Source organism: Micromonospora sp. NPDC005686 (assembly GCF_042871665.1).
In the GTDB taxonomy this organism is placed as follows: Bacteria; Actinomycetota; Actinomycetes; order Mycobacteriales; family Micromonosporaceae; genus Micromonospora.
Genome location: NZ_JBIAIY010000006.1, coordinates 1 through 24,579, shown reverse-complemented (window position 1 = coordinate 24,579; position 24,579 = coordinate 1). Strand labels below are relative to the sequence as shown.

Sequence of the window (24,579 nt, the reverse complement as noted above, 5' to 3'; positions counted from 1 at the left end):
CAAACCGGGCTGCCGGTAGGTGCCTTTCGTCGGGCCCGGCGCGCACGACAGAGCCCCCGCTCCGCCTTTCCCGGCGGAACGGGGGCCCTGTTCGCGCAGGTCAGCGCCGTAGCCTCACGGCCGGGTACGCCGCCGAGTACCGCCGCGCCGCGCCCGCCGACGCGGGGCGCCGCTGTCGTCGTCGTTGTCGCCGTTGTCGCCGTCACCGATCGCGTCCGGGTCGTCGGCGGCGGCCAGCCGGGCCGAGTCGCCCTCCTGGCTGTCGAACACCGCCGGAGCGGCAGGCGTGTCCGTCTCGAACCGGGACAGGTCGTAGCCCTGGGTGTCGTAGTAGTCGTCGTCGGTCTCGACCACCTCGGCAGCGGTCCGCTCCGGCGTGACCGGCGGCGCGACGGCGGCCGGCGGCACGGCGGCGGCCGGCGGCACGGCGGCGGCCGGCGGCACGGCGGCGGCCGGCGGCACGGCGGCGGCCGGCGGCACGGCGGCGGCCTGCTGCTGTGCGGCGGGTGGCTCCGGCGCCGTCTCCACGGCCGGCTTCTCCGCGGCGGCCTTGCGGCCCCGGCGGCGGCCCTTCTCCTCGGCCGGGGCGACGACCGCCGAGGCGACCGCCTTGACCTTCTCCCCCGCCCCGCCGCGCGGCTTCTCCGGCACGGGCTCGGTGTGAATGATCACGCCCCGGCCCTTGCAGCACTCGCAGGTCTCGCTGAACGCCTCCAGCAAGCCCGCGCCGATGCGCTTACGGGTCATCTGCACCAGGCCGAGCGAGGTGATCTCGGTGACCTGGTGCTTGGTACGGTCCCGGCCCAGGCACTCGGTGAGCCGGCGCAGCACCAGCTCCCGGTTCGACTCCAGCACCATGTCGATGAAGTCGATCACCAGGATGCCACCGATGTCGCGCAGCCGGAGCTGGCGCACGATCTCCTCGGCCGCCTCCAGGTTGTTGCGGGTGACCGTCTCCTCCAGGTTGCCGCCGGAGCCGGTGTACTTGCCGGTGTTGACGTCGATGACCGTCATCGCCTCGGTCCGGTCGATCACCAGCGAGCCGCCCGAGGGCAGGAAGACCTTCCGGTCCAGCCCCTTGAGGATCTGCTCGTCGATCCGGTACTCGGCGAACACGTCCGCCACCCCGGCGTGCCGGCGCAGCCGCGCCACCAGGTCCGGGGACACGTGCGACAGGTACGACTCGACCAGGTCGTACTCGGACTCGCCCTCGATGACCAGTTCCCGGAAGTCCTCGTTGAACAGGTCCCGGACCACGCGGATGACCAGGTCCGGCTCCTCGTAGAGCAGCACCGGGGCGCCGCCCTCGGTCGCCTTGGCCTGGATGTCCTCCCACTGCGCCTGGAGCCGCTTGACGTCGCGCGCCAGCTCGTCCTCGCTGGCGCCCTCGGCCGCGGTCCGGACGATAACCCCGGCGCCGTCCGGCACCAGCTTCTTCAGCACGTCGCGCAGCCGCTTGCGCTCGGTGTCCGGCAGCTTGCGGCTGATCCCGGAGGCGTTGCCGTTCGGCACGTAGACCAGGTGCCGACCGGAGAGCGCGATGTGGCTGGTCAGCCGCGCGCCCTTGTGCCCGATCGGGTCCTTCGTCACCTGCACCAGCACCGAGTCGCCGGAGCGCAGCGCCTGCTCGATCGAGCGGGCCCGGCCCTCCAGGCCGGTGGTGTCCCAGTTGACCTCACCGGCGTACAGGACCGCGTTACGCCCGCGCCCGATGTCGACGAAGGCCGCCTCCATGCTCGGCAGGACGTTCTGGACCTTGCCCAGGTAGACGTTGCCGGCCATGGTGCCGGACGAGTTGCGCGTGACGTAGTGCTCGACGAGCACGCCGTCCTCGAGCACGGCGATCTGGGTGCGGTCACCGCGCTGGCGGACCACCATCACCCGGTCCACCGCCTCGCGACGGGCCAGGAACTCCGACTCGCTCAGGATCGGCGGCCGCGTACGCCGCTGCTCGCGGCCGTCCCGGCGGCGCTGCCGCTTGGCCTCCAGCCGGGTCGAGCCGGAGACACCCTGCACCTCGTCGACCGGCTTGCGCGGCTCACGGATCTTGACGACGGTCGGCACGCCGTCCTCGGCGGCGGTGTCCGCCTCCCCGGCGCCCCGGCGGCGGCGACGGCGACGGCGGCGGGTCATCCCGTCACCCTCGGCCTCCTCGTCCTCCGCGGGCTCCTCGGCCTCACCCTCGACGGTCTCGGCCGCGCCGGACTCGTCGACATCCTCGTCGTCGGCCTCGTCCGCGCCGCCCTTGCCCCGGCCGCGACCACGGCGGCCCCGGCGGCGGCGACGCCGGCCCGCGGCTGTCTCGTCGTCCTCGTCGTCCTCGTCCGCGTCGTCCGCGTCGGCCTCGGTGACCGGCTCCTCCTCGACGACCTCCGGCTCGACCTCGGCCTCGACCGGCTCGACCTCACGGCGGCCACGACGGCGGCGCCGGGTGGTCTCGACCGCTTCCTCGATCGGCTCCTCGGCGGCCGGGTAGGTCACCTGGACGGCCGGCGCCTCGTCGGGCTGCGGCGCCATGAACAGGACGGTCGGCGCGGAGAGCGCGGCACGACGCCAGCGGCCGGTGGCGGGCGGCGTCTCGGCCGGCTCCTCGTCCGCACGCGGCACGGCGGCGCCCGTCGACACCACGCCCGTCGCGTCCGCCGGGCCGCCACCGCGGGCCAGGTCGATCTCCCGGGTACGCGTGGACGCGGCGCTCGTGGCCTCGCCGGCCTCGCTCTCGGCGTCCTCGTCCTCGACGCCCTCGCTGATGCCGGCGGTGCTCGCCGTGGCCCCGGTGCTCGCCGTGCCGCGGGTGCTCGCCTTGCGGGTGCGGGCGGTGCGCCGGCCGGTGGTGCTCTCGCCGGTAGCGGACTGCCCGGCGGTCCCGGCGGCGGCCTCGTCCGTGGCGGGCCGGTCGACGCTGGCCTCGCCGCCGTCGATGTCGGCGCGTCCCTCGGCGATCAGGTCGCCACCGGGCGCGGAGACCGGCCCGTCGATCACCGCGTCCGCGCGCGTCTGCCCAGCGGCGGTCTCGTCCGGCGCGACGGTCTCGGCGGCCGGCGGCGTGGCCTTGCGACGGCGGGTCCGGGTCACCTTGACCGGCGGCACGACCTCCTCCGAGGCGGCCTCCACCCCGGCCGCGGCCACCGGCTCCTCGACCGCCTTCGCCGGTGTCGCCTTGCGACGCCGGCGGGTGGTCTTCGGCGCGGTGTCCAACTCGCCGGCCACCGGTGCGAACACCTCGGCCTGCGGCGACTCGCCGCTGCCGGTCACTGTCGTGGACGCCTCGACCGGCGCGTCGGTCTGCTCCGGCTGGTTCAGCGGGGCGGCCTTGCGGCGGCTGACCCGCTTGCGGGCCGGCGGCTTGGTCTCGGCCACGCCCTCCGCGACAGTGCCGTCGGCACTGCCGGAGGCGGCACCCTCGGCGCCGGCGGAGGTCGCGCTCCCGGCGCTGCCGGAGGCGGTGGTGGCACTGTCGGCGGTCGTCCCGGTCGGCTCTGCGCCGGTCCGTTCGCCGCCCTCGGGCTCGTTCTCGAGCATGGACGTTCTCCAGTTCTGGCCGCCCCGGGCGCGGGTGAGCGCTGCCACGCAGGGTTGCCGCAAAGGTGTTTCCGCCGGACGCGCAAACGCACGACCGCCGAAGTCTGCCTGCCAGAGCGTTGACCGACGGTCAGCGCTCTCCGATGATTGCCCCGTCGCGATCCGCGTCCAACGGATCGACGATCTCGCCCTGCGCGGTCAACGTGCCCTGCGCCAGCCGGATCACCTTCGGGGTGACCGGCGGCTCCAGGGCGGCCACCGCGCGGAGGCCGGACAGGACGTCATCGGGCCGAACGGACGGGGTGACCTGCCGCACGACCAGTTCGAGTATCGCACACGGTACGGCCGCCGCCCCGGAAGGCATCTCAGCCGGAGCCACGACATCGATCGACGCCACTGCCGCGCGGGCGTCGAACGTACGCCGCCCCTGCTTGGTCATCCGCTCGACCTGGATCTCCTCGGCTGCGGTGAAGGCCGCCACGGCCTCCGCCAGCACCTTCGGATCGACTTCGGGCAGTTCGATACGCCAGTACGACGCCTCGATCCGGTCGGCCAGGCTCCCACCGGTGGCCTCCACCGCGTCGAGCACGTCGAGACCGGGCGAGAGCGCGGCGTCCAGGGCCTCGCGCAGCCGCGCCGGGTCGACCGGCTCACGGAGCCCGATCTCCAGGTATTCGGCCTCGCTCGCCACGCCCGTCGGAGCGGCCGAGGCGTACGAGATCTTCGGGTGCGGGGTGAAGCCCTGGGAGAAGGCGATCGGCGCGCCGGCCCGGCGCAGCGCGCGCTCGAAGGCCCGAGCGAAGTCCCGGTGCGAGGTGAACCGCAGCGGCCCACGCTTGGCGTACCGGATACGGACCCGCTGGACGACGGGGGCCTGGCCGCCCTCGGGTTGAGGCTTTCTGGCGATCGTGAGCTCCTCGGCTGTGCCTGCGTATCGGTCTCATCCTGACGCAGCGCTCACCGCGCCCCACACCCGGGGCCACCCACCCACCCCAAACCCACCCAAACTCGCCCCGCACCGCCCTGCACCCCATCCCGTCGATCATGAAGCTGGCGGCGATTTGATCTCCGATTGCGTCGTCAACGTCATGATCGACCAGCTCAGGGGCCTCGGAGGGCTGCGCGGGGACGGTGAGGGTGGGTGTGCGGGATTGGTGCCGGGGACGCGGCGGGTCAGGAACGGTCGTCGTCGCCGGGTGGGGCGTACGGGCTCCGGCCGGGTGGAGTGTGCTGGGCCTGACCGTGGGGCGGGTAGGCGCCCACGCCGGGCGGCGGGTACGCACCGGGCTGGGAGTATCCGCCCTGCTGGGGGTGACCGGCGGGGACCGGCGGGCCCTGCCCGTTCATCCGGTCCAGTTCCTCGGCCGGGATCGAGCCGGCCCGGGCCAGTTCGCGCCGGTGACGACGGCGGTTCCAGATCAGGAACACCACGAGCGCCAGCAGCACGACGAGCGCCACGGCGATGCCGATGCCGATCACCATCACCTGCTGGTCGGTGGGGCCGCCCCGGTCGCCGTACTTCGTCACGTCGAAGTTGTCGTCCTCGGCGGCGGCCGGCGGCGCGGACGCGCTGGGCGCGGCGTCCCCGAGCAGCGGGTTCGCCGCCGCCGACGGCACGTCGGCGGTGAGCGCCGCCACCGGGTCGATCCGGCCGAAGCCGAACCGCGGGTCCCGGCCGGTCGGGCCGGCGTCCCGGGCGGTGCGGATGATCCGGTTGATCACGTCGGGCGCGGAGAGGTCTCGGTGCTTCGACCGGATCAGCGCCGCGACACCGGAGACGATGGCAGCGGCGTCGGAGGTGCCGTCCCCCCAGCCGTAGCCCCGGTCCGGGCCGATGTTGTAGACCTCGTCGCCGGGCGCGGCGATCACCGCTGCCGGGCCCTGGGCCGATCCGGACCAGAATCCTCCGCCCCGGACCGTGCCGGTCACCGCGATCACGCCGGGAATGTTGGCGGGTGAGGCGACGTCCGGGCCGGACTGCCGGGTGTTGCCGGCGGCGGCGACCACGACCACGTCGCGCTCCAGCGCGTACCGGATCGCGGCCTCCTCGCCCTCGTCCACGGCCCCGGCGCCGCCGTACGACAGGTTGAGCACCTTCGCCCCGCCGTCGACAGCCATCCGGATGCCGGTCGCGGAGTCGTCCGGAGTGGCCGCCGCGCCGGCGGGCTTGCGGATGGGCAGGATCCGGGCGTCGGGCGCGATGCCGACCACCCCGGCGCCGTTGGCCGCGATGATCCCGGCCATGTGGGTACCGTGGCCGTCCGGGTCGCGCCGGCCGTCGCCGGAGCCGCGGGTGCTGCCCCCGGCCAGTACCTGGCCCCGCATGTCGGGGTGCCCGGCGTCGACGCCGGTGTCCACCACCCCGACGACGACGCCCCGCCCGGTGGAGATCTGATGCGCCCGGTCGATCCGCAGCTCGTCCAGATACCACTGCTCGGCGCGGCGCGGAGCGGCGACCGCCGGCTGGGCGGCGCCCAGCAGCATCAGTCCGGCAAGCAGACCGGCCGCCACCGGCCGGAGCGCGCCGACGTGCACCTTCATCCGTCCGTCCTCATCGCAGGATGCCCGGGGACGCACCGTCACCGGTGCCCCACGGATCGTCGTCCTCAGTCAACCATGAGGAGTGCCCGGCCGCGTCGCCGCCGTGACCGGCGCCGCCGTGGCCGCCCATCATTCCGCCGCCCATCATCCCGGCCCCGGCCATCCCGCCACGCGCACCGGCCGCGCCGCCCGGTCCCGCACCGGCCGCGGCCTTCAGCGCGCTGGCCGCGCTGGTCAGCGGCGGGACCTTGCCGTTACCGCCACCGACCATGCCGGGCAGGCCGCCCATGGCCATTCCGCCGGCCGCCCCGATCCCGCCGCCGCCGATCCCGCCGGCCGAGCCCAGCCCGGCGCCGCCGCCACCGAAGCCGCCGCCACCGGCGCTCAGTCCACCCGCGCCACCACCGCCACCACCGAGACCGAGCGTGCCCGGTCCGCCGGCGGTGATCGTGCCCGGTCCGCCCGCGCCGGCCAGGCCGCTGCCGTACTCCGGGGTGCCCGAGCCGGGGGCGCCGCCGAGCTCGGGGATCCCGCCGGTGCCCGGCGGGGTGTAGGAACCGCCCTCAGGGATGCCGCCGCCGGGCACACCGGTGCTCGGCGGGGTGAACGAACCGCCACCGGGCATGCCACCACCGATGCCGGTGCTGCCCAGGGACGGCGTCGGGCCGCCGCCGGGCAGGCCGCCGCCGGGCCCACCCCCGCCGGGTGCGCCGCCGCCCGGCAGGCCGCCGCCGGGCACGCCCGCCGGGGGAACCCGCGGGTCGGGCCGGTAGCCGTCGCCCAGATCGTCCCCGGAGGGGCGGGGTACGGCCAGCTTGGGGCGCTCGGCCTCCACCGCGGCCGGCAACGGCGACATCGCCGTGTTTGCCGCCTTCTGGTTGTCGTTGTACCAGTTGTCGAGGTGCGACTTGGTGTCCCACCAGCCGCCACGCTTCTGGTCGTTGGCGTTGCCGTCGATCTTCATGGTGGCTTCGAGGTCGTCGGCCTTGTCGCGGAACGCGCCGTCGGCGTACAACGCCTGGTTGGCCTGGAAGTCGCTGCGCAGGGCGGCGAGGAATCCGGACTGGCTCTCACCGTCGCGGGCGTCGTCCAGCTCGGTGCCGCCGGGCAGGCTCCACTCGTTCCAGCCGAAGTTGTCCATCAGCGGGACCGGGATGCTGGCCACCGTCTTGCGGATGTCACCCTCGATCCGGGACAGCGCGCCGCTGACGTTGCTGGCGTGCGTGATGAGTTCCTCGATGTCCTTGCCGATCTCGGACAGGTGCTCGCGGTACGCGTCGCCGCCACTGCCCTTCCAGCCGGCGAGCATCCCGGGCAGGCCGCCGGTGTGCGGGCGCTCCTGGCCGGCCGCGATCGGGCCGACGAACGACCGGCCGACGAGGGAGTCGCGCAGGTGACCGAGCGCGGTGGAGAGGTTGCTCCACCCCGAGCCGACCAGGCCGACGGTGTACGGATCCGCCGACAGCGTCACCTCGCGGACACAACGTTCCCAGGTGGCTCCAGCCATGACCGTCTCCTCTCTCAGGCCGGGTACGGGTAGGTGGGCGGCTCTGCGCCGGTGGGCGGCGGAGCCGCCGACTCCAGCAGCCGTTCGATGTCCTTGCCGTTCGCGGCGTTGCGCTCCTCGGCGTCGCGGAACGCCTTGGCGATGTCCTGGGTGCCCTTCTTCAGGCCGTCCAGCTTCGCGGACAGGCCCTTGAGGTGAGCCTCCATGTTGGCCGTGGAGCGTTCCAGCTCCTGCCACTGGAGGCGGGCGTCGTCGAACGCGCCGAACGGGGTGCCGTTGGCCACGATCTGCGGGCTGTTGCTGTCGCCCTTCATGTTCAGCTTGATGCGCTCCATCTCCCAGGAGATGGTGTCCTCGACGTACTGCTTGAGGCGCTCGATGTACTCGGCCGTCGCATCCAGGTCCTCGACGCTGACGTGCAGATCGCCGGTGTCCGGCGGATTGATACCCATGCTGCCTGTCCTCCCCCGCTGCCGGCCCCGGCCGGTCCATTACGGACGCAGCGTATCGAGGAAGGACCAGTCGGGGCACCCCCACCCCGCGTATCGCGGCGACCGCCGGGAGAGACGGCGGAGCGCGGGCACCCGGTCGGGTGCCCGCGCTCGGTCGGAGTCCTGCGGCCTCAGCCCTGGGCCGCGGCGGGCAGCTTCAGCCCGTTGACCGGGGTGAGCGGCAGCAGCTTGCGGCCGGTCGGGCCGATCTGGATCTCGGTGTCCATGGACGGGCACACGCCGCAGTCGAAGCAGGGCGTCCAGCGGCAGTCGTCCTGCTCGTACTCCGACAGCGAGTCCTGCCAGTCCTGCCAGAGCCAGTCCTTGTCCAGGCCGGAGTCGAGGTGGTCCCAGGGCAGGACCTCCAGCTCCTCGCGCTCCCGGGTGGTGTACCAGTCGAGGTCGACGCCGTACGCCGGCAGCACCTCGGCGGCGGCGTCGACCCACCGCTGGTACGAGAAGTGCTCGCTCCAGCCGTCGAACCGGCCGCCGTTCTCCCAGACCTTGCGGATCACCGCGCCGACCCGGCGGTCGCCCCGGGACAGCAGGCCCTCGATCAGCGACGGCTCGCCGTCGTGGTAGCGGAAGCCGATCGCCCGGCCCAGCGAGCGCTCGCTGTTGATCGCCTGCTTGAGCAGCTTGAGCCGGGCGTCGATGACCTCCGGCGGCGCCATCGAGGCCCACTGGAACGGGGTGTGCGGTTTCGGCACGAACCCGCCGATGGAGACCGTGCAGCGGATGTCCTTGGACCCGGTGGCCGCGCGGCCGGCCCGGATCACCTCGTGCGCCATGTCGGCGATCTCCAGGACGTCCTCGTCGGTCTCGGTGGGCAGGCCGCACATGAAGTAGAGCTTCACCTGACGCCAGCCGTTGGAGTACGCGGTGACCACCGTGCGGATGAGGTCTTCCTTCGACACCATCTTGTTGATCACCTTGCGGATCCGCTCCGACCCGCCCTCCGGGGCGAAGGTCAGACCGGTCCGCCGCCCGTTGCGGGACAGCTCCTGGGCCAGGTCGATGTTGAACGCGTCCACCCGGGTCGACGGCAGCGACAGCGAGACGTTGGTGCCCGCGTACTGCTCGGCCAGGCCGGAGCACATGTCGCCGATCTCGGAGTGGTCGGCCGACGACAGCGACAGCAGGCCCACCTCGTGGAAGCCGGAGAACTCCAGCCCTTCCTTGACCATCTGGCCGACGGTGGTGATCGAACGCTCCCGCACCGGGCGGGTGATCATGCCGGCCTGGCAGAACCGGCAGCCCCGGGTGCAGCCCCGGAAGATCTCCACCGCGTACCGCTCGTGCACGGTCTCGGCGAGCGGGACCAGGGGCTTCTTCGGGTACGGCCAGGCGTCCAGATCCATGGTCGTGCGCTTGTGCACACGGAACGGCACGTCCGGGCGGTTCGGCACGACCCGCTGGATCCGGCCGTCCGGCAGGTAGTCGACGTCGTAGAAGCGCGGCACGTAGACGCTCTCGGTGCGGGCCAGCCGCAGCAGCAGCTCGTCCCGGCCGCCCGGGGAGCCCTCCGCCTTCCACTCCCGGACGATGGCGGTGATCTCCAGCACCGCCTCCTCGCCGTCGCCCAGCACCGCGGCGTCGACGAAGTCGGCGATCGGCTCCGGGTTGAAGGCGGCGTGCCCGCCGGCCACGATCACCGGGTCGGCGTCGGTACGGTCGGCGGCGAGCAGCGGGATGCCGGCCAGGTCGATCGCGGTGAGCAGGTTGGTGTAGCCCAGCTCGGTGGAGAACGAGACGCCGAACACGTCGAAGTCACGCACCGGACGGTGGGCGTCGACGGTGAACTGCGGCACGCCGTGGGCGCGCATCAGCTTCTCCAGGTCGGGCCAGACGGCGTAGGTGCGCTCGGCCAGCACGTCGGGCAGCTCGTTGAGCACCTCGTACAGGATCTGCACGCCCTGGTTGGGCAGGCCCACCTCGTACGCGTCCGGGTACATGAGCGCCCAGCGGACGGTGGCCGCGTCCCAGTCCTTGACCACCGCTCCCAGCTCTCCACCCACGTACTGGATGGGCTTTGTCACCTGCGGCAGCAACGGCTCCAGCCGGGGCCAGACCGAGTTGGCGGCGGCGGGACGCGGGGTCGTGGACGGGGCACTCATGATGCCCAAGCGTACGCGGTGCCCCCCGCCCTCCCTCGCCCTCCGCCCCGCCGCCACCCGCCCGCGCCCACCTCCGCCGCGTTGATCAAGGAGTTTGCGTGCTGTCCCGCGCTCCTGACGGACACGAACTCCTTGATCACCGGGCGTGGGGACCGGGCCACCGGTGCGGGGCGGAGGGTGGGCGGGGGCGGGCGGGATTCGTGCCGGGTGGCGGGACGGTACTAACCTCGCAACGGGCGCGAGAGGAGATAGCCGCGATGCCGCAGCCGCAGCCGGCGGCGCGCCGACCGGCGGACGGGGCCGAGATGCCGTCCGTCACCGAGCCGCCGACCGCCGTCGACACCGAGGACGCCACCGGCGCCTCGGCTCCGGCCGGCACGGAGACCGTCGACGACCGGACCCCCGACAGGGCGCCGGCCGACCGACCGTCTGACGCCGCCGCCGACCAGACCCCCGCCGGGGCGCCCGTCGAACGCCCGTCCGACGCCGACGGCCGGCCGCACGACGGTGCGCCCGACCGCCAGCCGTCCGCCGCGTCCGACGAGCAGCCGCCCGGCGCCCGGCCGCCGGGCGATCACTCCCACGACTCGCCGCCCGAGGTCCCGACCGCGCAGAGCCCGGCGACCTCGACCCTCGGCCCTCAGTCCACGCCCGTACCGACCGAACCGGCACCGCAGGCCGAACCGGCGGGGAGCCACGCGGGCCCTGCCGACACCGCCCTACTCGACGACGCCAACCCGCACCCGCCCGCCGGCACGGCGGCCGGCGACGCCGGGACACCCGGTGACACGGCCGACGCGCCGACCGCCGAGACAGGATCGCCCGCACCGGTCACCCGGGCTCGGGGATCGGCTCCGGTTCCGGGCCGCACCACGCCCGTACCCACTCCCCGGACCGATCGCCGGCCGGATCCGACCCGCGTCGACCTCGCGCCGCAGCCGCCCCGGGCCACGACCGCCCCGGACCCCACGAAGGTCGAGAACGCCGCCGGCTCCGCCCGGGCCGCGAGCACGCCGGATCCCACACGTGTGGAGACGACCCCCGACCCGACCCGGGTCGAGGCGCCTGCGCCCCGCTGGAGTGGTTCCGCCGCCGTCCCGCCACCGCCGCCACGCCGGCCCGCCTGGGGGGAGTCCGCCGAGCCCACGCCGGTGCCGCCGCTCGCAGCGCCGGAACACGCCACACCGGTCGACCCGTGGGCGGGGGTGGACACCACCGGCTGGGAGCTGCACTCGCCGGAGCTGCCGCCGCTGACGCCGACGCTGCCGTACACCGCGCCCTGGGCCGCGGCGAACCCGCACCCGGCCCACCCGGCGCCGCCGGCGCAGTCCGCCCCGCAGCCGGCACCGCCCGCGGCCCATCCCGCGCCGCCCGCCGCCCGCCCGGTGTCGCCGCCCGGCGCGCCGTACCCCGGAGCGGCCCGGCCGGTCTCGCCGCCGCGCCACCCCGCGCCGCCGGCCGCCCGGCCGATGCCGCCGGCCGCGCCCGTCGCGCCGCCGGCGAAGCGCGGACGGCCGCCGAAGCAACGCCGGGGCAAGGCCGGTCCGCCGGTCGCGCCGCCGCCCGGCTGGCAGCAGCCGCCCAAGCGGAACCGCCGCCGGCGCCGCTGGCCCTGGGTGCTGCTGCTCTCCGTCGCCTGCTGCTGCGGCCTCCCGCTCTGGTGGTTCCAGCCGATCTCCAGCCAGTACCCGGCCAGCGCCGGCCTCCCGGACCAGATCGACTCGCTGCAGCTGCGCCAGGACGAGAGCAGCCGGGCCGCCGCCGAGAAGCTGAAAGCCCGGGTACGTGCGTCGGACCTGCTCGCCGATGACACGTTCGCCGGCATCTACACCACGAGCGACGACAAGCAGGTGACGTTGTTCGGCAGCACCGGTCTGCGGTTCAGTCCGGAGTCGGACGCCAAGTCGGAACTCGACCGCCTCGCCGGGGACTACGCCCTGCAGGGGTCGGTGAGCGTGGACACCGGCGTCCGGGGCCGGTACGCGCGATGCGCGGTCGGCCTGGCGGACGGCGACTCGGTGGTGGTCTGCGTCTCGGTGGACCACGGCAGTCTCGCCGCCGGCGTGTTCACCCGGCTGTCGGTGGACGACAGCGGGCGGCTGCTGAACGACCTGCGCCAGCGTGTGGTGGTGCCGAAGTCCTGACCGCTCAGGCGGTCTGCTCGCCGCCGGCCTGGTCGGCGCGCTTCGGCGCGTAGCGCGGGACGTACTCCTGGCCGCTGAGCCGCTGGATCTCGGCCATCATCTCGTCGGTCATCGCGCGCAGCGACGTGCGGTCGTCGGGGCGGCCGGTGAAGTCCAGCGGCTTGCCGAACTTCATGGTGATCTTGGCGCGGCCGGGACGCGGGATCCGCGTACCGATCGGCTGGGCCTTGTCGGTTCCGGTCACGCCGACCGGGATGATCGGCACGCCCGCGGCGATCGCGAGCCGGACGGTGCCGGTACGCCCGCGGTAGAGCCGCCCGTCCGGGGAGCGGGTGCCCTCCGGGTAGACGGCGACCAGGTCACCGGCCTTGAGCACCGGGATCGCCGCGTCGAACGCGGTGAGCGCGGCCCGCCCACCGGCCCGCTCGACCGGGATCGCACCCAGCCCGGTGAGCACGAACTTGGAGAAGCCGCCCTTGAGCCCGGTGCCCGTGAAGTACTCCGACTTGGCCCAGAACGCCAGGTGGCGGGGCACCACGGTGCCGAGGAGCAGTTCGTCGGCGACGGAGAGGTGGTTGCTGGCGAAGATCGCGCCACCGGTCGCCGGGATGTGCTCCAAACCCTCCACGTGCGGACGGAAGGCCAACCGGAGCGCGGGCGCCACGGTGAGCTTGCCGATGGTGTAGAGCAGGGGCACGGGTCCTCCGGCGGTCGTACGTGAAACAGGCGCTGTCACGGTAGCGGACGCTGCCGTCCGCCACCGAGCGGGTCGCCCGTGGTCCACTCCTGGGGCGGGTGTCGAGCGGGGACCCTTCCTGTACCTCAGGCGTCGGGAAGGGCCCCCGCCTTACATCAGACCTTGCGTACCACCACTGTCACGCGCTCGCCCTCGCCCGCCTCGCCGTCGAAGCCGTCGAGGCCGTCGGCGAAGTCGACGCTGTCGGCGAGCACCTCCCGGGCCACGAACCCGGTGTACGCGGCGACCGCCGCGCGTACCTCCTCCGAGGCGGAGACGGCCACCGTGATCCGGTCCGAGACGTCCAGGTCGGCGTCGCGGCGGGCCTGCTGCACGACGCGCACCACGTCCCGGGCCAGCCCTTCGGCGGCCAGTTCCGGCGTGACCTCGGTGTCCAGCACGACCACGCCCTCACCGCCGGGCAGCGGCGCGGAGTGCTCGGCGTCGGCGGCCACGAGGCGCAGCTCGTACTCGCCCTCGGCCAGCGTGACCCCGGCGGCGACCGGGGCGCCGTCGCGCAGCTCCCACTCCCCCGCCTTGACCGCCTTGATCACCTGCTGGACGGCCTTGCCGACGCGCGGGCCGAGCGCCCGCGGCACCACTGTGAGCACCTGCTGGCAGTACGCGGACACCTCGTCGGTGAGCACGACCTCCTTGACGTTCACCTCGTCGGCGACCAGCTCGGCGAAGGGCCGCAGCTGGTCGGCGACCGGCGACGCCACTGTGAGCTTCGCCAGCGGCAGCCGCACCCGCAGGCCCTTGGCCTTGCGCAGCGACAGCGCCGCCGAGGCGACCGCCCGCACGTTGTCCATCGCGGAGACCAGCTCGTGGTCGGCCGGGAACTGCGCCGCCTGCGGCCAGTCGGTCAGGTGCACCGACCGCTCGCCGGTCAGCCCGCGCCAGATCTCCTCGGCGGTCAGCGGCGCCAGCGGCGCGACCACCCGGCACAGCGTCTCCAGCACGGTCCAGAGCGTGTCGAACGCGTCCGCGTCGCCGGCCCAGAACCGGTCCCGGGACCGGCGCACGTACCAGTTGGTGAGCGCGTCGAGGTAGGACCGCACGGTCGTGCAGGCGCCGGAGATGTCGTACGCGTCCATCTGCGCGCCGACGGTCGCCACCAGCTCGTTCGTCTTCGCCAGCACGTACCGGTCGAGCACGTTCGTGGAATCGGTACGACGCCGCGCGGTGTGGCCGTCGGCGTTGGCGTAGAGCGAGAAGAAGTACCAGACGTTCCACAACGGCAGCAGCACCTGGCGCACCGCGTCCCGGATGCCCGACTCGGTGACCGCCATGTCTCCGCCGCGCAGCACCGGCGAGGACATCAGCATCCACCGCATCGCGTCCGACCCGTAGGAGTCGAACACGTGGTAGACGTCCGGGTAGTTGCGCAGGCTCTTGGACATCTTGCGCCCGTCCGAGCCGAGCAGGATGCCGTGGCTGAGGCAGTTGCGGAACGCCGGCCTGTCGAACAGTGCGGTGGCCAGCACGTGCATGGTGTAGAACCAGCCGCGGGTCTGCCCGATGTACTCGACGATGAAGTCACCCGGGTAGTGGTGCTCGAACCACTCGCGGTTGGAGAACGGGTAGTGCACCTGGGCGAACGGCATCGAGCCGGACTCGAACCAGCAGTCCAGCACCTCCGGCACCCGGCGCATCATCGACTTCCCCGTCGGGTCGTCCGGGTTGGGACGGACCAGGTCGTCCACCGCCGGCCGGTGCAGGTCGGTCAGGCGTACGCCGAAGTCACGCTCGATGTCGGCCAGCGACCCGTACACGTCGACGCGCGGGTAGTTCGGGTCGTCGGAGCGCCACACCGGGATCGGGGAGCCCCAGAACCGGTTCCGGCTGATCGACCAGTCCCGGGCGTTCGCCAGCCACTTGCCGAACGAGCCGTCCTTGATGTGCCCGGGGGTCCAGTTGATCTGCTGGTTCAGCTCGACCATCCGGTCCTTGAACGTCGTCACCGCGACGAACCACGACGACACCGCCTTGTAGACGAGCGGGGTGTCGCAGCGCCAGCAGTGCGGGTAGGAGTGGGTGTAGGTGTCCTGCCGCAGCACCACCCCCCGCTCCTTCAGCTCCCGGATCACCGGCTTGTTGACGTCGAAGACCTGCTCGCCCTGGTACGGCGGGACCAACGCGGTGAACCGGGTGTGGTCGTCCACGGTCACGACGGTGGGGATGCCGGCGGCGTTGCAGGTGTTCTGGTCGTCCTCGCCGAAGGCGGGGGCCAGGTGGACGATCCCGGTGCCGTCCTCGGTGGTGACGAAGTCCGCGCCGAGCACCTGGTAGGCGTTCGGGCCGGCCGGCTCGACGAGGAAGTCGTAGAGCGGCGTGTAGCGGCGTCCGACCAGGTCGCGACCGTACACGGTGCCGACCTGCTCGTACCCCTCGAGTTCCTTGGCGTACGCGCCGAGGCGCGCGGCGCCGACCGCGTACCGCTCGCCGTCGCGCTCGAGCAGCGCGTACTCGATGTCGGGGCCGACGGCGAGCGCCAGGTTCGACGGCAGCGTCCACGGCGTGGTCGTCCAGACGCCGAGCTTGACCGGCCCGCGCAGCGGCTCCGGCGCGTTCTCGTCGGCGGTCAGCTCGAACCAGACGGTGAGCGTCGGGTCGTGCCGGTCCCGGTAGACGTCGTCCATCCGGGTCTCGGTGTTCGACAGCGGCGTCTCGCACCGCCAGCAGTACGCGAGCACCCGGAAGCCCTCGTAGACCAGACCCTTGTCGTGCAGGGTCTTGAAGGCCCACATGACGCTTTCCATGTAGTCCAGGTCGAGCGTCTTGTAGTCGTTCGCGAAGTCAACCCAGCGGGCCTGCCGGGTGACGTACCGCTCCCAGTCGTGGGTGAACTCCAGCACCGAGGCGCGGCAGGCGTCGTTGAACCGGGCCACGCCGAGGTCGAGGATCTCCGCCTTGGTGGTGATGCCGAGCTGCTTCTCGGCCACCACCTCGGCGGGCAGGCCGTGACAGTCCCAGCCGAACCGGCGCTCGACGCGCCGCCCGCGCATGGTCTGGTAGCGCGGCACCACGTCCTTGACGTAGCCGGTGAACAGGTGGCCGTAGTGCGGCAGGCCGTTGGCGAACGGCGGGCCGTCGTAGAAGACGTACTCGTTCTCGCCGTCAGGGCCGGCGTCGCGGGCCTCGACGGACGCCTCGAAGGTCTTGTCGGCCGTCCAGTGCTCCAGCACCCGGCGCTCGACCGCGGGCAGGTCCGGGCTCGCCGGGACACCGGCGCCGGTCGGGTCGTGCAACGGATAGGCCATCGCCTGTCGCTCTCCCTCAGCAGCTCACTCGTCAGTGGTCTGCGAGGACGAGCCGAATCCGGTACGCCGTGACCGGCGCCCGGGCTTGGCCCGCGGTACCACCCCGCTTGGCGGCCGAGGTGCGACCGCCCGCTCGTTGGCCGGCTGTGACGGGCCGGTCCCGTCCGGGTCTACTGAGCCGGTGACCCGGCCGTTCTTCCGGAGGCTCGCCGGTGATGGCCGGGTCGTCGCCTGTGCCCGTCAAGCGTACTCGACCCCCCGCCCGCCGCGCCGCCGAGTATCGCCCGCCCGGCCCTCCCCCCGTTGATCATGAGGTTGACGGCGACGTCCGATCATGACCACCGTCACACCGCGGTCCCGTCACACCGCGCCCGCGCAGCCTCGTCCTGTCCACGTACCCGAATCTCGGAGGAGGCGGCGATGAGCCGGATGGACATGGCGGCGGTGGCGCCGGAGGCGTACCAGGCCGTGCTGGGCCTGGAGAAGTACGTCCGGGCGAACGTGGACCACACCGTGCTGGAGCTGGTGAAGCTGCGGGCGTCGATGCGCAACGGCTGCGCGTTCTGCGTCGACATGCACAGCCGGGACGCCCTGGCGGCCGGGGAGGACAGCCGCCGGCTGTTCGCGGTCGCGGCGTGGCGCGAGGCGCCGTTCTTCGACGAGCGGGAGCGGGCCGCGCTGGCCCTCACCGACGCGGTGACCCGGCTCGGCGAGCACGGCGTGCCGGACGACGTCTGGGACGCCGCGGCGAAGGTGTGGTCGGCGAAGGAGCTGGCCGACCTGGTGATGGCGATCGCCACCATCAACGTGTGGAACCGGATCGCGGTGACCTGCCAGACCCAGCCGCCGGCCCGGGTCTGACGGCGGCCCTGGTCCGACGGCGGCCCTAGTCTGAGGGCGGCCCTGGTCCGACCGCGGACACACGACGGCCCCGGTCCCGCGCGGCGCGGGACCGGGGCCGTCGGCGGGTCGGTCAGGCCAGCTCGGGGAACCAGAGCGCGATCTCGCGCTTGGCGCTGTCCGCCGAGTCGGAGGCGTGCACCAGGTTCTCCCGGTTCGACAGCGACAGGTCGCCGCGGATGGTGCCGGCGGCGGCCTTGCGGCCGTCGGTGCTGCCGATCATCGCGCGCACCACCTCGATCACCTGGTCGCCGGAGAGCACGAGCGCCACCAGCGGCCCGCTGGTCATGAACGTCTTCAGCGGCGGGTAGAACGGCTTGTCGACGTGCTCGGCGTAGTGCTGGTCGGCGAAGTCGCCGTCCATGCTCCGGCTCACCAGCGCGTCGATCCGCAGCCCCTTGCGCTCGAAGCGGGACAGGACCTCGCCCACCAGACCTCGGCGCACCGCGTCGGGCTTGATCAGTACGAGCGTCCGCTCGTCCGGGCTGCTGCTGGACACGCTGGTTGCCTCCTGTGCGCTCAACGGGGTTCGGCTGGGTACGGTCAGCGTAGCGACCCGGTCCCGGCGCCGGCGCGGCGGCTGCGTCTTCCCTGGCCCGCCGCGGCGGCCTAGCCTGGCCCTGGAACCCCTGGGAGGTCCACTGTGGCGAATGGCGGGAACCGCACGATCGCGCCGGTACGCAAACTGATCGGCGTGGTGCTGGGCACCGTTGCCACCTTCGTGACGGTGTTCGGGCTCGGCATGACGAGCTGGGCCATCGTCGCCCTCGGCGTCGCCCTGCTGGTGCTGGCGATCGCCCTGGCCACGGTGCGCGGCGGCGGTCGCACGTGGGTGATCGGCCTGGGGCACGTGCACAGCGCCTCCGAGCCGCCCACCCAGTACGCGTTCGGCCGGTGCGAGCTGCAACTGGTCATCGACGCGCCGGGGCTGCCGCCCCGCTCCAAGAAGATCATCGAGCCTCGGGTGCCGGTCGCCAAGTGGCCCTCGCTGGGCCAGGCGCTGCCGGTCCGGGTGGCGCTGGACGACCAGCGGCACGTACGCGTGCTCTGGGACGAGGTGCCCACGCACACGGAGAGCGCCGCCTCCCTCGCCGACCTGCCACCCGAGTACGCCCCCGAGCCGGACCCGCTGGACGAGCCGCTGATCGCGCAGGAGGCGCCGCCGTGGGCCGGGCGCGCGCCGGAGGAGGACTTCCGCGACGACTACCCGCCCGCGCCGGACCCGTACCTGGACGACGTCCCGCCCCGGGCCGAACAACGCGAGCCGGTGGTGCTGCACCAGAGCCCCGGCGGCCCGGTGGTGCTGGAGGGGCAACTCGTCGAACGGGCCGACCGCACGGCCGGCCCCGGCCCCGGTGCCGGCCCGCTCCCGCGCCGCGCCCCGGCGCCCCGCTCGCCTGCCGAGGAGCCGGTCGACACGGTGCCGGTCGAGACCCTGCTCGTCGACCCCGGGCCGGCAGCCGCCGACACCGTGCCCGACCCGATCGACGTGCCGCTGGACGACCCCTCGGACGCGCCTCGACGCTCCGACGTGCCGCCGACCGCCGAGGAACTGGACGAGGCCATCTTCGGCTCGTCCGGCACGGCCGAGCCGGCCGAACCGGAGGAGCTGGCCAGCCCGATCAGCGGCGTCGGCATCACGCTGCTGGTCGCCGACCTGGACCGGTCCCTCGACTTCTACCGCGAACTCGGCTTCGACGAGCTGGACCGGGGCGAGGGCAACGCCGTGCTCGCCTCCGGGCCGACCCGGCTGGTGCTGCGCCGGGTGACCGGCGCCGCCCCGATCAGCCGCCGGCTGGTGCACGTCAACCTGGAGGTGGACGACATCCAGGGCGCGTACGAGCGGCTGCGCGACTCCGGCGTCCGGTTCACGTACGCCCCGCGGGTGGTCAACCGGGGCACCAAGCTGGAGGTGTGGGCGGCGGCCTTCCGCGACCCCGACGGCCACGGCGTCGCGCTGACCCAGTGGCGCACGCTCGCCGACGCCTGAGCCGTACGCGGCGGGCCGTCCTCAGCCGAGGATGACCCGCCGCACGTGCAGCGCGTACGCCCACACCAGCGCGAACATCACCCCGAGCGCGAAGAGCGACCAGTGCAGCAGCCCGGAGAGCAGCAGCAGGCCCTGGATCACGGTGCCGGCGTGCCACGCCCAGGGGCGGCGCATCATGCCGGCGAGCACCACGCAGGCGACCGCCAGCGCCACGATCGCGCCGATCGCCGCGCCGCTCAGGTCCCCGCCGACCACCCGGATCGGCTGGATGGCCAGCAGCAGCACCAGCGCCTCCAGGGACATGGTGCCGGCGCCGAGCCCGCGTACCGCCTTGTCCGGGTTCCGCAGCCCGGACCGCCGCTCGCCGCCCACCTGCTCCGGACCGGCCGACTGGTCCGCGCCCGCACCCTGCTGCGAGCCGGTCATCGCTTGAGCAGCCGGCGGGCGTCGGCCACTGTCACCACCGATCCGGTGACCAGCACGCCCACCCCGGACAGCTCGCCCGGCACGTCGGACTCGGCCTCCGCCACCGCCGCCTCGATGGCGTCGGGCATCTCCCGGGTGGCCTGCACCCGCTCCGGCCCGAATACCTCCCGCGCCAGCTCGGCCAGCTCGTCCACCGGCATCGCCCGGGGCGAGCTGTTCTCCGCGACCACGATCGAGTCGAGCACGGGTTCGAGAAGTTCGAGCAGGCTCGCCGCGTCCTTGTCGCCGAGCACCGCCAGCACGCCGACGAGCTTGCTGAACGCGAACTCCTCCTGCACCGCGGCCACGGTCGCGGCCATCCCGTGCGGGTTGTGCGCGCCGTCGAGCAGCACCGTCGGCGCGGTACGCACCCGCTCCAGCCGGCCCGGCGAGCTGGTCGCGGCGAAGCCCTCACGGACCGCCTCGATGTCGAGCTGCCGTCGCGCCCCGGCGCCGAGGAACGCCTCCACCGCGGCGAGCGCCACCGCCGCGTTCTGCGCCTGGTGCGCGCCGTGCAGCGGGACGAAGATCTCCTCGTACACCCCGCCCAGGCCCTGGATGGTCAGCACCTGGCCGCCGACCGCGACCGCGCGGCGCAGCACGCCGAACTCGGCGCCCTCGCGCGCCACGGTGGCGTTTACCTCGGCGCAGCGTTCCAGGAGCGGGCGGGCCGCCTCCTCCTCCTGCGCCGCCGCGATGACGGTGGCGCCGGGGTGGATGATGCCCGCCTTGTGCAGCGCGATGTCCTCGATCGTGTCGCCGAGCCACTCGGTGTGGTCCAACCCGATCGGGGTGATCACGGCGACGCCGGCCTGGATCACGTTCGTCGCGTCCTCCACGCCGCCGAGCCCGACCTCCACCACCGCTACGTCGACGGGCGCGTCGGCGAACGTGGCGAAGGCCAGCGCCGTGGTCATGTCGAAATACGTCAGCGGCTCGGTGGACCGCTGCTCGACCAGCTCGGCCAGCGGCGCGATGTCCTGGTACATCGCCACGAACCGCTCCTCGCTCACCGCCTCGCCGTCCAGGCTGATCCGCTCCCGGACCGTGTCCAGGTGCGGGCTGGTGTAGCGGCCGGTGTGCAGCCCGAACGCCCGCAGCAGCGAGTCGATCATGCGGGCCGTCGAGGTCTTGCCGTTGGTGCCGGTCAGGTGGATCGACGGGTACGCCCGCTGCGGGCTGCCGAGCAGGTCGAGCAGCGTCTCGATCTTCTCCAGCTCGAAGCGCATCCGGGTGAAGCCGCGCGCGTTGAGCGCGGCCTCCACCTCGGCGAATTCGGTGCGGTCACTCATGCGGAGCCATCCTTCGTTCGCGACTGCGGGGCTCGCGACCCCGGCTCACTCCTCGCGCTCACGAGGGAAGCGCCTCCAGTGCGGCGTCGATCCGGACCAGGTCCGCCTCGGCCACCGCCAGCCGTTCCCGGATCTTCGCCACCACCGGTTCGGGCGCCTTGCCGACGAACGCCGGATTGTCCAGCTTCGCCCGCGCCTGGGTGGCTTCCTTCTCGGCCGCCGCCCGGTCCTTGGTGAGCCGGGCCCGCTCGGCGGCCACGTCGATCGAGCCGCGGGTGTCGAGCGCGACGCTGACCGCGCCGGGCATGGCGAGCGTGGCGCTGGCCTGGAAGTCGTCGCCCGGCGCGTCGAGCCGGGCCAGCGAGCGCACCAGCGGCTCGTGCGCCGCGATGCCCGCGCCGGCCAGGCCGTCGAGCCGCGCCGCGACCCGCTGGGTCGGTCGCAGCCCTTGGTCCGACCGGAACCGCCGGACCTCGGTCACCACCCGCTGGAGGGTGCCGACTTCGCCCTCCGCGGCGTCGTCGACGAGGGTACGGTCGGCGACCGGCCAGGACGCCGTCAGCACGGTCTCGCCGCCGCTGAGCGCGGCCCACAGCTCGTCGGTGACGAACGGGATGACCGGGTGCAGCAGCCGCAGGAGCTGGTCCAGCACGTGGCCGAGCACGCGGCGGGTGGCGTCGGCGGCGGGGCCGCCCTCGGCCAGCACCGGCTTGCTCAGCTCCACGTACCAGTCGCAGACGTCGTCCCACGCGAAGTGGTAGAGCAGGTCGCAGACCTTCGCGAACTCGTACGCCTCGAACTGCTCGTCCACCTCGGCGGTGACGTGCGCCAGCCGGGACAGGATCCACCTGTCGACGGTGGAGAGGCCGGCGGCGTCCGGCAGCGGGCCGTCGGTGTGCGCGCCGTTGAGGAGCGCGAAGCGGGTGGCGTTCCAGAGCTTGTTGCAGAAGTTCCGGGAGCCCTGGCACCACTCCTCGCTGACCGGCACGTCCTGGCCGGGGTTGGCGCCCCGGGCCAGCGTGAACCGGGTGGCGTCGGCGCCGAACCGGTCGATCCAGTCCAGCGGGTCGACCACGTTGCCGAACGACTTCGACATCTTCTTGCCGTGCTCGTCGCGGACCATGCCGTGCAGCGCCACCACGTCGAACGGTTGCACGCCGTCCATCGCGTAGAGGCCGAACATCATCATCCGGGCGACCCAGAAGAACAGGATGTCGTAGCCGGTGACGAGCACGCTTGTCGGATAGAACTTCGCCAGGTCCGGGGTGCGCTCCGGCCAGCCGAGCGTGGAGAACGGCCACAGCCCGCTGGAGAACCAGGTGTCCAGCACGTCCTCGTCCTGCCGCCAGCCCTCGCCGGACGGCGGCTCCTCGTCCGGGCCGACGCAGACGATCTCCCCGTCCGGGCCGTACCAGACGGGGATGCGGTGGCCCCACCACAGCTGGCGGGAGATGCACCAGTCGTGCATGTTGTCGACCCAGGCGAAGTAACGCTTGGCCAGCTCGGCCGGCTCGATCTTCACCCGGCCGTCGCGCACCGCGTCACCGGCCGCCTTCGCCAGCGGCGCGGTGTTGACGAACCACTGCAACGACAGCCGCGGCTCGACAGTCGTCTTGCACCGCGAGCAGTGCCCCACCGCGTGCAGGTACGGACGCTTCTCGGCCACGATCCGGCCCTGCTCGCGCAGCGCGGCGACGATCGCCGGGCGGGCCTCGTACCGGTCCAGGCCCTCGAACGGGCCGGGCGCGGTGATGACGCCGCGCTCGTCCATGATCGTCAGCGAGGGCAGGTCGTGCCGCTGGCCGATCTCGAAGTCGTTCGGGTCGTGCGCCGGGGTCACCTTGACCATGCCGGTGCCGAAGCTCGGGTCGACGTGCTCGTCGGCCACGATGGGGATGCGCCGGTCGGTGAGCGGCACCTCCACCTCGGTGCCGATCAGGTGCCGGTAGCGCTCGTCGTCGGGGTGCACCGCCACCGCGGTGTCGCCGAGCATCGTCTCCGCGCGGGTGGTCGCCACCACGACCTCGTCGCCGTAGCGGATCGAGACTAGCTCGCCCTCGTCGTCGGTGTGCTCCACCTCGATGTCGGACAGCGCGGTGAGGCAACGCGGACACCAGTTGATGATCCGGTTGGCCCGGTAGATGAGCCCGTCGTCGAAGAGCTTCTTGAACATGGTCTGCACGGCCCGGGACAGGCCCTCGTCCATGGTGAAGCGCTCACGGTCCCAGTCGACCGCGTCGCCGAGCCGGCGCATCTGGCCGAGGATCGCGCCGCCGGACTCGGCCTTCCACTGCCAGACCCGCTCGACGAACTTCTCCCGCCCGAGGTCGTGGCGGGACAGCCCTTCCCCGGCGAGCTGCCGCTCGACCAGGTTCTGGGTGGCGATGCCGGCGTGGTCCATGCCCGGCAGCCAGAGCGCCTCGTACCCCTGCATCTTCTTGCGCCGGGTGAGCGCGTCCATGAGCGTGTGCTCGAACGCGTGACCCATGTGCAGCGAGCCGGTGACGTTCGGCGGCGGGATGACGATGGTGAACGGCGGCTTCTCGCTGTCCGCCGACGCCCGGAAGTGGCCGCCGGATACCCACTGCTCGTACCGTCGCTGCTCTACCTCGCCGGGCTGGTACTGGCCGGCGAGGGTCGGGGCGTCGGGGCGTCGGGCATCCAGTCTCTCGGTCACCCTGAAAGTCTACGGAGCGCTTTCGGGGACCCGACGTGCACCACCTGTGATTCGCGTACGGTGGCGGTCATGTCCGACGCGCATCTCACCGAGCGCGCGGTCGACGGGGGTTCCGATCCGGTCGAGCTGACCGAAGAGCCGATCGAGCTGAGCCGCCGCGATCCCGCGCAGGAGCCCGAACGCCGTCCCTTCTCGCGACGCCGGAAGATCATCCTGACCGCCCTCGTCGCGGCCGGCCTGGCCGGCGCCGGCGCCCTCGGGCTGGGCGGCTGGCGCGTGCTCCAGCAGAAGGACACCACCCTCGGCCAGCCCGCCGAGGTGGCCGGCCTGGTACGGGACGACAGCGAGCGGGCCCGCAGCACCGCCGAATACCTGCGCGACGGCCTGGCCGCCGACATCGAGCTGGATCGCGGCTTCGGGGCTGTCTACTCCGACCAGGGGGACGTCAAGCGCTCGGTGCTCCTGTTCGGCGGCACGACGCTGCTGTGGCAGCCCGAACGCGACCTGGACACCCTGTTCCGGCTGATGGCCGACGAGACCGGCCGGGTGGCCGGGCTGCGCGAGGTGGACGCCGGCCGCCTGGGTGGCGTGATGAAGTGCGGCACGACCAGCGGCGACGGCGGCGACTTCGCGGTCTGCGGCTGGGCCGACCACGGCAGCGTGGTGATGGGTATGTTCCCGGGCCGCCGCGTCGACGACGCCGCGACGCTGTTCCGCGACATCCGCGAGTCCGTCCAGCGCCGCTGACCTCGCTCATCCGAGGGCCGGGCTCCGGCCGGCTCTCGGGGGCATGACGCGATTCAGGGCCACCCCGGTTGGGGGTGGCCCTGAATTCGAATGTTTGTCCGGCGGTGTCCTACTCTCCCACACCCTCCCGAGTGCAGTACCATCGGCGCTGGAGGGCTTAGCTTCCGGGTTCGGAATGTTACCGGGC

The 24,579-nt window shown here is 73.3% G+C and carries 16 protein-coding genes and 1 rRNA gene; 4 read left to right on the top strand and 13 right to left on the bottom strand.

Annotation, left to right across the window (positions count from 1 at the left end):
- Nucleotides 1-114: 114 nt before the first annotated feature.
- From ACFYON_RS15360 to ACFYON_RS15335, 6 genes are all read right to left on the bottom strand, one after another.
- Nucleotides 115-3,522 carry an Rne/Rng family ribonuclease gene (locus tag ACFYON_RS15360; RefSeq protein ID WP_387320824.1) on the bottom strand — a complete coding sequence of 1,136 codons (3,408 nt, stop codon included), beginning with the start codon at nucleotides 3,520-3,522 and terminating at the stop codon, nucleotides 115-117.
- Nucleotides 3,523-3,652: 130 nt separating this feature from the next.
- The gene (locus tag ACFYON_RS15355; protein ID WP_354873940.1) at nucleotides 3,653-4,372 is read right to left on the bottom strand and encodes a TIGR03936 family radical SAM-associated protein; all 720 of its coding nucleotides are present in this window, start codon (nucleotides 4,370-4,372) and stop codon (nucleotides 3,653-3,655) included.
- A 323-nt stretch (nucleotides 4,373-4,695) separates the two neighbouring features.
- Complete coding sequence (gene mycP, locus ACFYON_RS15350; RefSeq protein ID WP_354873903.1) at nucleotides 4,696-6,063, bottom strand: type VII secretion-associated serine protease mycosin; 1,368 nt, start codon at nucleotides 6,061-6,063, stop codon at nucleotides 4,696-4,698.
- Nucleotides 6,064-6,073: 10 nt separating this feature from the next.
- Nucleotides 6,074-7,570 carry a hypothetical protein gene (locus ACFYON_RS15345; RefSeq protein WP_354873905.1) on the bottom strand — a complete coding sequence of 499 codons (1,497 nt, stop codon included), beginning with the start codon at nucleotides 7,568-7,570 and terminating at the stop codon, nucleotides 6,074-6,076.
- Nucleotides 7,571-7,584: 14 nt separating this feature from the next.
- Nucleotides 7,585-8,022 (bottom strand): hypothetical protein, encoded by a 438-nt coding sequence (locus ACFYON_RS15340; protein WP_354873907.1) that lies wholly within the window; start codon nucleotides 8,020-8,022, stop codon nucleotides 7,585-7,587.
- A gap of 170 nt (nucleotides 8,023-8,192) precedes the next feature.
- Nucleotides 8,193-10,178 carry a TIGR03960 family B12-binding radical SAM protein gene (locus ACFYON_RS15335; protein WP_354873909.1) on the bottom strand — a complete coding sequence of 662 codons (1,986 nt, stop codon included), beginning with the start codon at nucleotides 10,176-10,178 and terminating at the stop codon, nucleotides 8,193-8,195.
- Nucleotides 10,179-10,435: 257 nt separating this feature from the next.
- Here ACFYON_RS15335 and ACFYON_RS15330 point away from each other — a divergent pair, with 257 nt between their 5' ends.
- Nucleotides 10,436-12,322 carry a hypothetical protein gene (locus tag ACFYON_RS15330; RefSeq protein ID WP_354873911.1) on the top strand — a complete coding sequence of 629 codons (1,887 nt, stop codon included), beginning with the start codon at nucleotides 10,436-10,438 and terminating at the stop codon, nucleotides 12,320-12,322.
- Between the two features lie 4 nt (nucleotides 12,323-12,326).
- Here the strand turns inward: ACFYON_RS15330 and ACFYON_RS15325 are convergent, their stop codons facing one another.
- Nucleotides 12,327-13,019: a lysophospholipid acyltransferase family protein gene (locus ACFYON_RS15325; protein ID WP_354873913.1), complete on the bottom strand. Its 693-nt coding sequence runs from the start codon at nucleotides 13,017-13,019 to the stop codon at nucleotides 12,327-12,329.
- A 155-nt stretch (nucleotides 13,020-13,174) separates the two neighbouring features.
- The gene (gene ileS, locus ACFYON_RS15320; protein ID WP_357711149.1) at nucleotides 13,175-16,321 is read right to left on the bottom strand and encodes an isoleucine--tRNA ligase; all 3,147 of its coding nucleotides are present in this window, start codon (nucleotides 16,319-16,321) and stop codon (nucleotides 13,175-13,177) included.
- 420 nt (nucleotides 16,322-16,741) lie between these two features.
- On the opposite strand from ileS, the gene ACFYON_RS15315 reads away from it, so the two are divergent.
- The gene (locus tag ACFYON_RS15315; protein ID WP_357711146.1) at nucleotides 16,742-17,182 is read left to right on the top strand and encodes a carboxymuconolactone decarboxylase family protein; all 441 of its coding nucleotides are present in this window, start codon (nucleotides 16,742-16,744) and stop codon (nucleotides 17,180-17,182) included.
- A gap of 112 nt (nucleotides 17,183-17,294) precedes the next feature.
- Here ACFYON_RS15315 and ndk read toward each other — a convergent pair whose 3' ends face one another.
- Nucleotides 17,295-17,720: a nucleoside-diphosphate kinase gene (gene ndk, locus ACFYON_RS15310; RefSeq protein WP_354873918.1), complete on the bottom strand. Its 426-nt coding sequence runs from the start codon at nucleotides 17,718-17,720 to the stop codon at nucleotides 17,295-17,297.
- Between the two features lie 144 nt (nucleotides 17,721-17,864).
- On the opposite strand from ndk, the gene ACFYON_RS15305 reads away from it, so the two are divergent.
- Nucleotides 17,865-19,211 (top strand): VOC family protein, encoded by a 1,347-nt coding sequence (locus ACFYON_RS15305; RefSeq protein ID WP_354873920.1) that lies wholly within the window; start codon nucleotides 17,865-17,867, stop codon nucleotides 19,209-19,211.
- Between the two features lie 21 nt (nucleotides 19,212-19,232).
- Here ACFYON_RS15305 and ACFYON_RS15300 read toward each other — a convergent pair whose 3' ends face one another.
- Genes ACFYON_RS15300 through ACFYON_RS15290 form a run of 3 tightly spaced genes read right to left on the bottom strand, consistent with a single transcriptional unit; the run spans nucleotide 19,233 to nucleotide 23,645 of the window.
- Nucleotides 19,233-19,637 carry a DUF4233 domain-containing protein gene (locus ACFYON_RS15300; RefSeq protein ID WP_354873922.1) on the bottom strand — a complete coding sequence of 135 codons (405 nt, stop codon included), beginning with the start codon at nucleotides 19,635-19,637 and terminating at the stop codon, nucleotides 19,233-19,235.
- Nucleotides 19,634-20,968, bottom strand: coding sequence for a bifunctional folylpolyglutamate synthase/dihydrofolate synthase (locus ACFYON_RS15295; protein WP_387190278.1), 1,335 nt, complete (start codon nucleotides 20,966-20,968; stop codon nucleotides 19,634-19,636). Before ACFYON_RS15295 ends, ACFYON_RS15300 begins: the two co-directional genes overlap by 4 nt.
- A 58-nt stretch (nucleotides 20,969-21,026) precedes the next feature.
- Nucleotides 21,027-23,645: a valine--tRNA ligase gene (locus ACFYON_RS15290; RefSeq protein WP_354873926.1), complete on the bottom strand. Its 2,619-nt coding sequence runs from the start codon at nucleotides 23,643-23,645 to the stop codon at nucleotides 21,027-21,029.
- Between the two features lie 69 nt (nucleotides 23,646-23,714).
- On the opposite strand from ACFYON_RS15290, the gene ACFYON_RS15285 reads away from it, so the two are divergent.
- On the top strand, nucleotides 23,715-24,392 hold the full coding sequence (locus ACFYON_RS15285) for a hypothetical protein (protein WP_354873928.1): 678 nt from the start codon (nucleotides 23,715-23,717) through the stop codon (nucleotides 24,390-24,392).
- Nucleotides 24,393-24,488: 96 nt separating this feature from the next.
- On the opposite strand, the gene rrf is transcribed toward ACFYON_RS15285, so the two are convergent.
- Nucleotides 24,489-24,579: ribosomal RNA gene (gene rrf, locus ACFYON_RS15280) — 5S ribosomal RNA — on the bottom strand; the annotation flags it as partial.